The following is a 13,573-nucleotide window of genomic DNA, read 5'->3' on the forward strand; positions in this document are numbered from 1 at the left end:
CGGCTAGAGCAGGTCGCGCAGCCAGGCGACCAGGGGTTCGTCGGCCGGAGGCATGGGATAGTCCGAAAGCTGGTTCGGCCGCACCCACTTCAGAGCCGCGTGCTCGCGGTTCCGCACCACCCCCGACCAGCGTCGGCACAGATACAGTGGCATTAACAGGTGAAACGAATCGTAAGCATGGCTCGCGAAAACGAACGGGGCCAGGCAGGCCTCGTTCACATCGATGTCGAGTTCTTCCTTCAACTCCCGGATCAGCGCCGCCTCGGGCCGCTCGCCCGGATCGACCTTGCCGCCGGGGAATTCCCACAGACCGGCCAGCTGCTTGCCTTCCGGCCGCTGAGCGATCAGCACCCGGCCGTCGGCGTCGATCAGCGCCACGGCGACGACCAGGACGGTGGGCATGGCCGCCTGCGCCGCGGCGACCGCCACAAGGCTCGCACCGCCGCTCAGTATCCGCTGCTCGACCCGGACCAGGTCGCCCGGGCGAAACGCCCATTCTTCCTCTTCCGGAACCGACGCATCAGCAATCCGGTAGGTTTCATCATCGATCCAGAAGGCGTCGACGGGCCTCCAGACGCTGGTCCCCTCGCCCTCCAGTGGGACGAAGATGGTGGTCGGCGTGTCCGTCACGAACGATAGTCGCCGTTGATCTCGACGTAGCGCTTGGTCAGGTCGCAGGTCCAGACGGTGGCGGAGGCGCGCCCGGAGCCGACGTCGACGGTGATGTCGATCTCGGCGTTCTTCATATAGGCGCTCATCTTGGCCTCGTCGTAGGCCGGCGACGGCGCACCGTCGATCGCCGCCACGTGCGGGCCGAAACGGATGGCCAGCCGGTCGCGGTCAACCGGCTCCTCGGTCTTGCCGACGGCCATGACGACGCGGCCCCAATTGGCGTCCTCGCCCGCCAGGGCGGTCTTGACCAGCGGACTGTCGGCGATCGACTTGGCCAGCTTGCGGGCCGAGGCGGGACTGGCCGCGCCGTCGACGGTGATCTTGACGAACTTCGTGGCGCCTTCGCCGTCGCGGACCAGCTGGTGGGCGAGGTCCAGCATGACCCTGTCGAGGGCCCGCGAGAAATCCTTCAGCCGGCGGTCCCCGACCCGGCCGATGCGCGGCGCGCCCGACGCGCCGGTGGCGAACAGCAGGCAGGTGTCGTTGGTCGAGGTGTCACCGTCCACCGTCACGCTGTTGAAGGTGGTGCGCACGTGAAGGCCCAGCATGGCGCGCAGCACGTTCGGATGGATGTCCGCGTCGGTGACGATGAAGGCCAGCATGGTCGCCATGTCGGGCGCGATCATGCCGGAGCCCTTGGCGATCCCGGCGATCCGCACCGTGTGGCCGTCGATCTCACACTCGGCGAACGAACCCTTGGGGAAGGTGTCCGTCGTCATGATGCCCTGCCCGGCGCGCGCCCAGGCGTCGGCGGTCAGCCCGGCCTCGATCTCGTTCAGGCGGGCCGCGATCTTGTGGTCGTCCAGCAGCACGCCGATGACGCCGGTCGAGGCCAGCATCACGTCGCGCTGGCGGCAGCCGAAGCGTTTGGCGACCTCCGAGGCGGTGCGGCGGGCCGCGTCGGCCCCCGCCTTGCCGGTGAAGGCGTTGGCGCAGCCGGCGTTGACCACCAGCGCCCGCACGTCCGAGCCGCCGCCTTCCGCGTCCAGATGCCGCCGGCACCAGTCGACCGGCGCCGAGCCGACCTTGTGCCGCGTGAACACTCCGGCGCAGGTCGTGCCGCGGGCGAAGCGGAACACCACCAGATCGTCGCGCTCATGTTTGTAGAAGCCGGCCCGCGCCGTGGCGATCTCGACGCCGGCGATGGGCGGAATCCCGGGGAACGGCACGGCCAGCGGCGAGACCTCCAGACCCGGCTTGCCCGGCGCGGCGACCGCGGAGCGGGCCGGGGTCGTGGCGCGCTTCAGCGCCGTGGCCAGCGGATCCAGCGCCTTCTCCAGCGCCTGCTCGAACTTCTGGCCGGCTCCGCCCCGGCCGGTCTCGGACGCGCGGCTCATGAGGCCTTCGCGGGCGCGGGCGTCGCCGGAGCGGGGGCTGGGGCTGGGGCGGCGGCCGGCGCCTTCGCCGGCGGAGCCGAGGCGGGCTCCTGCGAGGTGGAGTCGCCGTTCAGCAGCACCTCGACCTCGGCCTTGCCGCGCAGTTGCTCCAGCAACCGGCGCACGCCTTCGTAGGTCAGGTAGCGGACGATCTGCGGGCGCGCCTGCTCCAGCGTCGGCGGGGTCTCCTTGCGGCGGTCCTCGACCCGCAGCACGGCCCAGCCGCCCTCGGTCTGGAACGGCCCGACGGTCGAGCCCGCCGGCTTGTCGCGCAGGGCGTTGGCGTAGGCCTGCGGCAGGACATCGAGCGTCGCATAACCGAGGTCGCCCCCGGAAAACCGCGTCGCCTCGTCGATCGAGCGTTGCTGCGCCACCGCCTCGAAGGCCGCGCCCTGGGCCAGCAGGCCGATCACGGCGTCGGCCTCCTCGCGGGTCCGCGACAGGATCAGCCGGCTGCGGATCTCCTCCGAGGTCTCGGCCAGCCGGACCTGCTCGCGGTAGATGGTCTCGACCGCCTTGTCGTCGATCTCGCCGTTGACGACCGTCTCGACCAGCATGTCGCCGAGGATGCGCTCGCGCGTGGCCGCCAGCCGCCGCTGGGCCAGGGCGGAATTGTCGAGCCCGCGCCGCTCGGCCTCGCGGGCCAGCAGCTTCTGGTCGATGACCTCGTCCAGCACCCGACGGAACAGGTCCGAGGTGACGTCCAGGGGTTCGCCCTCGCCGACCAGACCCTGCGCCACGGCCTCGCGCTTGACGTCGGAGGCCCAGATGGTCTCGTCCTGGACCTTTGCCACCGACCGGTCGCCCGGCTCCGGAGGCCGATCGGAACCGCCGCCACGGCCACAGGCGGACACGGTGAGGACGACCGCCAGCAGCACCGGGAACAGGGCGCGGGCCAGACTCCGGGGCTGGACAGGGTTCATTTCGGGGCGTGCTCCGTCACGGGCGGCAAAGGCCCTCGCGTTGACAGGGATAAGGCCGGTGCTTAAGTCCCGCCTGCGCCCAAGTCGAGGGGTTTTCGAACGTTCGCGCGGCTCTTGCGCGCGCCTTGGACAGGCGCACCGGGTCGCCGCCGCCGACGCCTCGCCCGGCGCATCATCGCCGTCGCTCCTTCGGGACCGTTCCAGTACCAGAGCCCCAGCCGCTCGCCCGCCTTCGGATCATTCATGCTCGGCATCGCCAAGAAGATTTTCGGCTCCTCCAACGACCGCAAGGTCAAGGACTTCATGAGCCGGGTGCAGAAGATCAATGCGCTCGAGGACAAGTTCGCCGCCCTGTCGGACGACGAGCTGCGCATGATGACCGACGCCTTCCGCGACCGGGTCGCCGCCGGCGAGACGCTCGACAAGCTGCTCAACGAGGCCTTCGCCGTCGCCCGCGAGGCTTCCAAGCGGGTGCTCGGCCAGCGTCAGTACGATGTGCAGCTGACCGGCGGCATGATCCTGCAGGACGGCGGCATCGCCGAGATGCGGACCGGCGAGGGCAAGACCCTGGTCGCCGTGGCTCCCGTCTATCTGAACGCCCTGGCCGGCAAGGGCGTGCACGTCATCACCGTCAACGACTACCTGGCCCGGCGCGACGCCGAATGGATGGGCCGGGTCTACCGGTTCCTCGGCATGGAGGTCGGGGTCATCGTCAACGGCCTGAGCCAGGGCCAGCGCCAGGCGGCCTATCAGGCCGACATCACCTACGGCACCAACAACGAGTTCGGCTTCGACTATCTGCGCGACAACCTGGTCTACGACCGGCGCGAGATGGTCCAGCGCCCGCACCATTTCGCCATCGTCGACGAGGTCGACTCCATCCTGATCGACGAGGCCCGCACCCCGCTGATCATCTCGGGCCCGACCGAGGACCGCTCGGACCTCTATCTGACCGTCGACGAGATCATCAAGGAACTGATCCAGGACAAGAGCACCTACGATCTCGACGAGAAGCAACGCCAGGCGCTGCTGACCGAGGAAGGCTCCGAAAAGATCGAGGAGATCATGGAGGCGCGCGGCATGTTCGCCGTCGACACGACCGGCCTCTACGACGCCGCCAACATCACCCTGGTGCACCACATCAACCAGGCGCTGCGCGCCAACACCCTGTACCAGAAGGACAAGGACTACATCATCAAGGCCGGCGAGGTCATGCTGATCGATGAGTTCACCGGCCGGATGATGCAGGGCCGCCGCCTGTCCGAGGGCCTCCACCAGGCCATCGAGGCCAAGGAGGGCGTGAAGATCATGCCCGAGAACCAGACCCTGGCCTCGGTCACGATCCAGAACTATTTCCGCCTCTACGAGAAGCTGTCCGGCATGACCGGCACGGCCGCGACCGAGGCCCAGGAATTCCTCGACATCTACAAGATGGATGTCCTCGAGGTGCCGACGAACCGACCTGTCAAGCGGATCGACCACGACGACGAGATCTTCCGCACCGCCGCCGAGAAGAACCAGGCCATCGCCGGCCTGATCGCCGAATGCCACGTCAAGGGCCAGCCCATCCTGGTCGGCACGGTGTCGATCGAGAAGTCCGAGACCCTGTCCGAGCTGCTGAAGACCTATGAGTACGAGGTCACGGTCAAGACGCTGAAGCCCCAGCACCAGCACCTGCTCGAGGCGGTCGTCAGCGACGACGAGAAGGTCCGGCGCGAGGCCAAGAAGGCCTATCAGGCGCTGAAGGACGAGGACTTCGACATCGAGGTCAAGCGCGGCAAGGGCATTCCGCACAGCGTGCTGAACGCCCGCCAGCACGAGCAGGAAGCCTTCATCGTCGCCGAGGCCGGCCTGCCCGGCGCGGTGACCATCGCCACCAACATGGCCGGCCGCGGCACCGACATCCAGTTGGGCGGCAACCTGGAAATGAAGCTGGAGAAGTGGCGCCAGGAGCAGCGCAACCTCGCCATCGAGGTCACGCCCGAAATGGAAGCCGCCACCGAGGCCGAGTTCAAGGCCGAGATCGCGGTCCAGAAGGCGAAGTCGCTGGCCGCCGGCGGCCTGTTCGTGCTCGGCACCGAGCGCCACGAGAGCCGCCGCATCGACAACCAGCTGCGCGGCCGCACCGGCCGTCAGGGCGACCCCGGGACGTCGAAATTCTTCCTGTCCTGCGAGGACGACCTGCTGCGCATCTTCGCCGGCGACCGGCTGGACGGGATCATGCGCAGCTTCGGCGTGGCCGAGGGCGAGGCGATCAGCCACCCGTGGCTGAACCGCGCCGTCGAAACCGCCCAGAAGCGGGTCGAGGCCCGCAACTACGACATCCGCAAGAACCTGCTGAAATACGACGACGTCGTGAACGACCAGCGCAAGGCCGTGTTCGAGCAGCGCCAGGAGTTCATGGACGCCACGGATCTGTCCGAACTGGTGGCCGAGTTCCGCAACGACGTGATCAGCGACCTGATCGAAAAGCACATGCCGCCCAAGGCCTACGCCGAGCAGTGGGACATCGAAGGCCTGGACGAGAAGGTGAAGTCGACCCTCGGCCTGGAACTGCCGCTGCACGACTGGGCCGCTGAGGAAGGCGTCTCGAACGAGGAGATCGAGGAGCGGCTGGTGGCCGCCGCCGACGCCCGCGCCGCCGAACGGCTGGCGCTCATCGGGGCCGACCAGACGCGTGGTCTGGAGAAGCAGTTCATGCTCCAGATGATCGATATGAACTGGCGCGAGCACCTCGTGCACCTCGATCACCTGCGCGGCGTCATCGGCCTGCGCGGCTATGGCCAGCGCGATCCGCTGAACGAGTACAAGGAAGAGGCCTTCAACCTCTTCGAGACGCTGCTCTATGAGCTGCGCCACAACGTCACCCGCTGGCTGATGACGGTCGAGTTCCGCTTCGAGACCCCGCCGCCGATGGAGCTGCCGGAGTTCCAGGAAATCCACCTGAACCCGGGCACCGGCGAGAACGAGATGGTCGATCCCATGGCCCAGCTGCCGGAAGGCCAGCTGCAGGGCGAGGATCGCGCCCGCCTGCCGGTCGAGATGCTGCCGGCCGGCTGGGAGCGCACCCCGCGCAACGCCGACTGCCCCTGCGGCTCGGGCCGCAAGTTCAAACACTGCCACGGTAGTTTGATCTAGGGCGCCGCCGACCGTTGGGGCTGACCGGGAGACGCTGATGGCCGCTCGCAAGGACCTGTTCTCCCGCGCCCTCTCGCTTGACCCCGAGCGGCTGCATTTCGCGGCCCACAGCCACCATCTGTGGCCGGACGCCTCGTTCGACGGCCAGGTGCGGGCGTGGGTGGAGGCGAACAGGTTCGCCGACCGGAAGTGGGACCTGATCTTCGGCGACGTCGTGCCGGAGGCGCAGGGCCACGTCGCCCGCGAGCTGAGCCTGCCGTCGCCCGACAGCGTGGTGTTCGCCCCCAACACCCATGAGTTGCTGCTGCGCATCGTCTCGGGACTGGAGCGCAAGCCCGTCCGCATCCTGTCGACCGACGGCGAATTCCATTCGTTCCGCCGCCAGGCCCAGCGCTGGGAGGAAGCGGGAGAGGCCGTGGTGACCCGGGTGCCGCTGCATCCGTTCGACAGCTTCGACGCCCGCTTCATCGAGGCGGCCCGGGCGGGCGGATTCGACCTGATCGTGGTCAGCCAGGTGTTCTTCCGCACCGGCCAGGTCTTCGACCGCATCGGGGATCTGGCCGCCCTGGCCGATCCCGCCGGCCCGTGGGTGGTCCTCGACGGCTACCACGGCTTCATGGCCACGCCGACCGATCTGTCGGCGGTTGCGGATCGCATCTTCTATGTCGCCGGCGGCTACAAATACGCCATGGCGGGCGAAGGCGCCTGCGTCCTGCACGCCCCGCCCGGCTTCTGTCCGCGTCCGGTGATCACCGGCTGGTTCGCAGAGTTCGGCGATCTGGAAGGCCCGCCCGGCGGCGTCCAGTACCGCGCCGACGGCGGCCGGTTCTGGGGCGCGACCTTCGACGCCAGCGCCTTGTACCGTTTCAACGGCGTGCGCCGGATGCTGGACGAGGCGGACCTGGACACGGCCGACATCGCCGCCCATGCGCGCGCCCTGATGCAGCGGTTCCAGGACGCCGTGGCGGCCGGAGCGGCCGGGCGCCTGGCCGGGGCCGAGCTGATCAACCCCGTCGCCGGCGAGGCCGCGCGCGCGCGCTTCCTCGCCTTCCGCCACGAGGACGCGCAGACGTGGCGGGCGAGGCTGCTCGAGGCGGAGGTGGTCACCGACGTGCGGGACGACGTCATCCGCTTCGGCTTCGGCCTGTATCAGGACGAGGCCGACGTGGACCGGCTGATCGAGGTCTGCCAGCGGGTGCTCTGAGCGAGCCTGCCCACAGCAGCGGTTAACCCGCGACGCCCCGACGCCCGGGATCAGAAGAAGATCGTGTCTTCGGTCTTTTTCGCCTGGGGCGCCCTGCGCGGGGCCGGTGGCGCGGCGGGGCGGGCCGGCGCGGGCGTCGGCGCGGCGTCGGGCGCCGGCTGGGTCTCCGCCGGCGGGATCGGCGGCAGCGTCGGATAGGGCAGGCTTCCGGCGCCGTCGCCCGGGTAGCCGGCGGGCGGCAGGGCTCCGTCCGGAGCGACGCCGGCCGGGGCGACGCTGTCGGGAGCGTCGAGGTCGTCGCGGATGAAGACCCACGACCGGCTGTCGGAGCAGGCGCAGGCCTTCATATACCCCTCGCGGTCCCTCCAGATGACCAGGGGATAGCGGGTCTGAAGCCCCGTTCCGCGCAGCTCGTCGCCCAGCCGGGCCGCGAACTGGCGACCGGCGTCGACCACGGCGGTCCTCGCCAGGCTGCCGTCAGCCGCCGGAATGCCCGCGGCGGTCCAATTGTTGGACGGGGTGGCGGTCCAGCGCTGGTACCGGGTCCAGTCGCGCGTCAGCCACAGCTCGGCCACCGTGGCCCGTTCCGCCGCCGTCGACTGGGCCAGGCCCTCGTGGTCGGCGCGGGCGAAGACGACGATCCGCACCTCGATGCCGGCGGCGCGCAGCTTCGGCGCCTCCTCGCGCTCGTAGCGCTGCATGGCCGCCGAGTCGCGGTAGCCGATGATGTAGAGCGGCTCCCCCCCGCCCCCCGCCGACAGCCACGATGACTCGTCGAGCAGTCGCTGGATGGCCGTCTGGTTGCGGGTCACCGTCACCGGTTGGAAACGGGCGTAGAAATGCTGGTAGGCCCAGAAGGCGCCGATCGCGAGGACCAGGCCGATCAGGGCCGCGAGGGCCGACCAGACGAAAAAGCGACGCATACGGGGGAGCGCTCCAGCTTCACTGTGGCGCGCAGGTTAACGCCTGGAGCCGGCTTGCGCACCCCCGAACCCCGAAGGGGCGATCCTTACGCCATGGTCGGAATGACGAAGCTGGAGTCCGCGTGCTCCAGTTCGCTGTCGGGCCAGCGGGCGGTGACGGTCTTGACCTTGGTCCAGAACTTCACGCCTTCCATGCCGTGCTGGTTGGTGTCGCCGAAGGCCGAGCGCTTCCAGCCGCCGAAGGTGTGGTAGGCGACCGGCACCGGGATCGGCACATTGATGCCGACCATGCCGACGTTGACCCGGGCGGCGAAGTCGCGCGCAGCGCGGCCGTTCTGGGTGAAGATGGCGACGCCGTTGCCGTACTGGTGCTTCGACGGCAGGTGCAGGGCTTCCTCGAAGCTGGCGGCGCGGACGATCTGCAGCACCGGGCCGAAGATCTCCTCCTTGTAGGACTCCATCTCGGGGGTGACGTTGTCGAACAGCGACGGGCCCATGAAATAGCCCTTCTCATGCCCCTGCAGGCTGAAGTCGCGGCCGTCGACGACCAGTTCGGCCCCTTCCTGCACGCCCTTCTCGATCCAGCCGGCGATCTTCGCGCGGTGCTGGGCGGTGACCACCGGACCGTAGTGGGCGTCCTTGTCGGTCGAGACGCCGACCTTGAGGCGGGGAATTTCGGCGACCATGCGCTCGCGCAGTTCGTCGGCGGTCTGCTTGCCGACCGGCACCACCACCGGCAGGGCCATGCAGCGTTCGCCGGCCGAGCCGAAGGCCGCGCCCGACAGGTCCTTGATGACCTGGTCCATGTCGGCGTCGGGCAGGACGATGCCGTGGTTCTTGGCCCCGCCCATGGCCTGGACGCGTTTCCCGTGCTGGGCGCCCATCTGGTAGACGTAGTGGGCGATATCCGAGCTGCCGACGAAGCTGACGGCGTGAATCTGCGGATGGGTCAGGATGGCGTCGACCGCGGTCTTGTCGCCGTGGACCACGTTCAGCACGCCCTTCGGCGCGCCCGCCTCCATCATCAGTTCGCCCAGCCGCACCGGCAGGGACGGGTCGCGCTCCGACGGCTTGAGGATGAAGGTGTTGCCGACGGCGATGGCCACGCCGAACATCCACATCGGGATCATGGCGGGGAAGTTGAACGGGGTGATGCCGGCCACCACGCCCAGCGGCTGGCGCATCGAATAGACGTCGATGCCGGGGCCCGCGCCCCAGGTGTATTCGCCCTTCAGCGCGTGCGGGATGCCGCAGGCGAACTCGATCACATCGAGGCCGCGCATCACGTCGCCCCTGGCGTCGGCGATGACCTTGCCGTGCTCGGACGACAGCATCTCGGCCAGCTCGTCCATATTGGCCTCGACCAGGCGCTTGAACTCGAACATCACCCGCGCGCGGCGCTGGGGATTGGTCGAGGACCAACCCTCGAAGGCGGCCTGGGCGGCCTGCACCGCGCGGTCCATCTCGGCCGGGGACGCCAATTGCACCCGCGCCTGCACCTCGCCGGTGTTCGGGTTGAACACGTCGGAGAAGCGGCCCGAGGCGCCGGTGAAGGAGGCGCCGTCGATGAAATGGTTGATCTCGCGCATGGTGCGGCGGTTCCTCGGCTGATTGTTGTGGTTGGCGGCGGTTTAGACCCATGAACCGGACCGCGCCAGTACCCCGCCCCCGACCGAGGCCAGCGTCACACCGACGCGTCGAACAGGGCGTCGCGGGCCACGTCAGCCTTGAGCATCGGGAAGAAGTGCGTGCCGCCGGGCACGGTCTCCACCGTCACCCGCGGCAGGCCCCGCGGCCGCTCCGGCACGTGGCAGGTCGAACCGGTCTCGCCCTTGAGGATGCGCACCGGCCGGTCCAGCCCTTTCAGCGCCCGCCACGGATCGTGGCTCTGGGCGGCGTAGTTCGACGCCTCCCACTCGGGCGGGCAGGCCAGGACCAGGCCGTCCGGGGTCTCGATCAGGCCGTCGGCGAGGTAGTCGGCCAGCATGACCTCGGGCCAGCCCCGGAAGGCGCCCCGCCCCGCATAGGCCGCCATGGCCTGTTCGCGGCTGTCGAAGACGGCGCGGCGGCGGCGGGCGCTCTTCACCAGCGGGATGTGCGAGGCCATCCGGTCCAGCAGCGGCAGCTGGAAGGCCAGCACTGTCCATCGCCGCCAGATCACCGGATCGAACAGCACCAGCTGCGCCGCCTTTTCCGGCCGCTCGGCGGCGGCCAGCAGCGCCGTCGTGCCGCCCATGGAGTGGCCGGCCAGCACCGTCGGCGGCCCGTCCAGCGCGTCGAGCAGAGCGACCAGATCATCGCGGTGGTCGGTCCACCCGCGCCGCCCCTTCGGATCGGTCGGCAGGCTCGTGCGGCCATGGCCGCGCAGGTCCGGCGCCCAGATGCGCAGGGACCCGGACAAGGGCGCCAGCAGGCTGCGGTAGGTCCTGGCGTTGAAGCCGTTGGCGTGGACGAAGACCAGGTCGACCGGCCGCTTGGCGTCGCCGAAATCCAGCACGTTCATCTCGCCCGCGCCCCACCGGTTGGCCACCGGCAAGCTCAGGCGACGGGGCGGGGAGAGCGGGATCGCGTCCATGGAGCCCAGATAGGCGTCGGCGGCGCGCACCGCCAGACGAAACGGGTCAGGCGGAGACGCGGCAGGCGGGACAGCGCCCGTGCGCCTCGATCGTGGTGCGTTCAATGGCGTAGCCGGCGGCCTCGGCGGCCCGGCCCAGATCCCCGGCGACCGGCGACGACACCTCCTCGGTGGCGCCGCAGCAGTCGCAGATCAGGAAGGCCGCCGCATGGTCGCGCCCGCCGGAGGTGCAGGCGACATAGGCGCTGATCGAGGCGATGCGGTGCGCCAGCCCCTTGCGCTCGAGGAACTCGAGGGCGCGATAGACGGTCGGCGGCTTGGCCGGCTGACCGTCCTCGCCGAAGCGGGCGATCAGGTCGTAGGCCTTGACCGGCTCGCCGGCGCCGAGCAGCAGCGCCAGCACCCGCAGCCGGGCCGCGGTCATCCGCTCGCCCTCGGCGGTGAGCCGGTCGCCGGCGGCGGCGAGGGCGCGTTCGACCTCCGCCTTCCCCGGCGGGCCGTCGGCATGATCGTGGTGGCAGGCGTCGCCCATGGGCCACAGCTAATCGCTCGGCCGCCCCGCCGCAACGGCGCGGGCTTGACTGTCTGTGATGTTATCTCATAACACAACGCCTTCCGACGTGAGGCTCCTGTATGATTTCCCACCGCGCCCTTCTTCTCGCCGCCGCCAGCTGGACCGCCCTCGGCGGTGTCGCCGCCGCCCAGAGCCTGCCGCAGCCGCGGGAGCTTCACGTGGACGACGTCATTGTCACCGGCGCGCCCTTCGGGGTCACCGACCGCGCCAGCCTGCTGGCGGTCGACGTGCTGGACGAGGAGGATCTGGCGGTGGCCCCGGCCGCGACCCTGGGCGATCTGGTCAACGGCCTGCCCGGCGTGCGCAGCACCAATTTCGCCCCGGGCGCGAGCCGGCCGGTGATCCGCGGCCTGTCGGGTCCCCGCGTGCAGGTTCTGACCAACGGCCTCGGCATGATCGACGCCAGTTCGGTGTCGCCCGACCACCAGGTCGCCGTCGATCCGGGCGAGGCCCGCCGCATCGAGATCGTGCGCGGCCCCTCGACCCTGGTGTTCGGCGGCTCGGCCATCGGCGGGGTGGTCAACATCATCGACGACCGCATCCCGACCGAACGGCCGGAGGGCGTCGACGGCCATGTCTCGGCGCAGTATTCGACGGTCGACGACGGCTCGAGCCTCGGGGCCCGCCTGAAGGCCAACGCCGGGCCGCTGGTCCTGACGGTCGACGGCTTCACCCGCGAGGCCTCGGACTACGACGTGCCGGTGTTCCCCGAATCGCAGCGCCTGCTCGACGAGGAGGGTGAGGAACCCGGCGACGAACGCACCGTCGAGAACACCTTCGTCCAGCTGGACCAGTACGGGGCGGGGGTCAGCTGGATCGGCCCGCGCGGCTACGTCGGCTTCTCGGCCAAACACGTCGACACCACCTATGGCGTGCCCGGACACGAGCATGAGCATGAGGAGGGTGAGGAGGAGGAAGAGGCCCATGGCGAGGAGGGCGTCTCCATCGGCCTCGAGCAGACGCGCTACGATCTGCGCGGCGAACTGACCTTCGAGACCGGCCCGTTCAGCGCCGCGCGCCTGTCCGCCGGCTGGGCCGACTACGCCCACACCGAATTCGAGGGCGACGAGATCGGCACCCAATTCTTCTCCGACGGCGCCGAGGGCCGGTTCGAACTGATCCAGCGCGAGCGCAACGGCTGGCAGGGCGTGGTCGGGGCCCAGCTCCTGGACCGCACCTTCGACGCCGTCGGCGACGAGGCCTATGTGCCCCGCACCGACATCAGTGAGCAGGGGCTCTACACCGTCCAGCGCTTCGACCGCGGCGGCCTCGGCTTCGAGGGCGGCCTGCGGCTGGACAGGCGGTCGCTGGAAAGCGTCGCGGCCGAGCGCGACTTCTCCAACGTCTCGGCCTCGGCCGGCGTGTTCTTCCGCCCGACCGCCCCCCTGTTCCTCGGCCTCAGCGTGGCCCGCAACGAGCGCGCGCCCAGCGAGGTCGAGCTGTTCGCCCAGGGCGCCCACGTCGCCACCGGCGCCTTCGAGATCGGAGATATCGACCTGGACTCCGAGGTGGCGACCTCGGTCGAGGCGACCGTGCACTTCGCCAAGGGTCCGTTCGAGGCCGACCTGCACGCCTATTCGGCCCGCTACGACGGCTTCATCGACCTGAGGCCGACCGGCGTCGACGACCCCGACTCCGGCCTGCCGATCTTCCAGTATGTCCAGACCGACGCCGACTTCCGCGGCTTCGAGGCCGAGGCGGAGTACAGGCTGTGGGAGAGCGGTGATCGCGGCCTCGCCCTGACCGGCGCCGCCGACTGGGTGCGCGCCACGACCGATCTCGGGCCGGCGGCGCGCATTCCGCCGTGGTCGGTGACGGCCGGACTCGACTGGACCTCGCGTCGCGTCGACGCCGGGGTCGAGGTCCGCCATGTCGGCGAGCAGGACCGCACGGCCGCCTTCGAACGGCCGACCGACAGCTACACCCTGGTCAGCCTGAAGGGTGCGATCCGGCCGTTCGCCGACCGCAACGTCACCGTCTTCGCGGAAGCGTCCAACCTGACCGACGCCGAGGCGCGCGAGCACGCCAGCTTCCAGAAGGACATCGCCCCCCTGCCGGGTCGCAGCCTGCGGGCGGGGATCACCTGGCGTTTCTGACGGCGTCGCCCCCATGAGGGGAACCGCGTTTGCCGCCCGGGGTCGTCTGGGCTAGAAGCGCGCTTCCCTTTTTCCTTCCAGAGCTCGTTTCG

10 protein-coding genes are annotated in these 13,573 nt (G+C 69.8%); 3 read left to right on the top strand and 7 right to left on the bottom strand.

The window, feature by feature from the left end:
- Positions 1-3 precede the first annotated feature (3 nt).
- From ACSQ1L_RS10075 to ACSQ1L_RS10085, 3 genes are all read right to left on the bottom strand, one after another.
- On the bottom strand, positions 4-402 hold the full coding sequence (locus ACSQ1L_RS10075; protein ID WP_435994591.1) for a (deoxy)nucleoside triphosphate pyrophosphohydrolase: 399 nt from the start codon (positions 400-402) through the stop codon (positions 4-6).
- Between the two features lie 224 nt (positions 403-626).
- Positions 627-2,009 (bottom strand): bifunctional glutamate N-acetyltransferase/amino-acid acetyltransferase ArgJ, encoded by a 1,383-nt coding sequence (gene argJ / locus ACSQ1L_RS10080; RefSeq protein ID WP_435994506.1) that lies wholly within the window; start codon positions 2,007-2,009, stop codon positions 627-629.
- Entirely contained in the window at positions 2,006-2,971 is a 966-nt protein-coding gene (locus ACSQ1L_RS10085) for a peptidylprolyl isomerase (RefSeq protein WP_435994508.1), read from the bottom strand. The genes argJ and ACSQ1L_RS10085 overlap by 4 nt, the downstream gene beginning before the upstream one ends.
- Before the next feature lie 243 nt (positions 2,972-3,214).
- On the opposite strand from ACSQ1L_RS10085, the gene secA reads away from it, so the two are divergent.
- Together secA and ACSQ1L_RS10095 are read left to right on the top strand one after the other, a co-directional pair.
- A complete protein-coding gene (secA, locus tag ACSQ1L_RS10090) occupies positions 3,215-6,109 on the top strand; it encodes a preprotein translocase subunit SecA (protein WP_435994510.1) in 2,895 nt (964 codons plus the stop codon).
- A gap of 37 nt (positions 6,110-6,146) precedes the next feature.
- Entirely contained in the window at positions 6,147-7,313 is a 1,167-nt protein-coding gene (locus tag ACSQ1L_RS10095) for an aminotransferase class V-fold PLP-dependent enzyme (protein WP_435994511.1), read from the top strand.
- A 50-nt stretch (positions 7,314-7,363) separates the two neighbouring features.
- On the opposite strand, the gene ACSQ1L_RS10100 is transcribed toward ACSQ1L_RS10095, so the two are convergent.
- The 4 genes from ACSQ1L_RS10100 to ACSQ1L_RS10115 all read right to left on the bottom strand — a co-directional run bounded on the left by ACSQ1L_RS10100 (position 7,364) and on the right by ACSQ1L_RS10115 (position 11,343).
- Positions 7,364-8,236, bottom strand: a complete 873-nt coding sequence (locus tag ACSQ1L_RS10100; RefSeq protein WP_435994513.1) for a hypothetical protein — start codon at positions 8,234-8,236, stop codon at positions 7,364-7,366.
- Positions 8,237-8,322: 86 nt separating this feature from the next.
- On the bottom strand, positions 8,323-9,825 hold the full coding sequence (locus ACSQ1L_RS10105; RefSeq protein ID WP_435994515.1) for a CoA-acylating methylmalonate-semialdehyde dehydrogenase: 1,503 nt from the start codon (positions 9,823-9,825) through the stop codon (positions 8,323-8,325).
- Positions 9,826-9,920: 95 nt separating this feature from the next.
- Positions 9,921-10,811, bottom strand: coding sequence for an alpha/beta fold hydrolase (locus ACSQ1L_RS10110; protein ID WP_435994593.1), 891 nt, complete (start codon positions 10,809-10,811; stop codon positions 9,921-9,923).
- 46 nt (positions 10,812-10,857) lie between these two features.
- Positions 10,858-11,343, bottom strand: coding sequence for a Fur family transcriptional regulator (locus ACSQ1L_RS10115; protein WP_435994517.1), 486 nt, complete (start codon positions 11,341-11,343; stop codon positions 10,858-10,860).
- A 101-nt stretch (positions 11,344-11,444) separates the two neighbouring features.
- Here ACSQ1L_RS10115 and ACSQ1L_RS10120 point away from each other — a divergent pair, with 101 nt between their 5' ends.
- Complete coding sequence (locus tag ACSQ1L_RS10120) at positions 11,445-13,481, top strand: TonB-dependent receptor domain-containing protein (protein WP_435994519.1); 2,037 nt, start codon at positions 11,445-11,447, stop codon at positions 13,479-13,481.
- Positions 13,482-13,573 lie beyond the last annotated feature (92 nt).

The organism is Brevundimonas sp. LjRoot202 (assembly GCF_964253355.1).
GTDB lineage: Bacteria > Pseudomonadota > Alphaproteobacteria > Caulobacterales > Caulobacteraceae > Brevundimonas.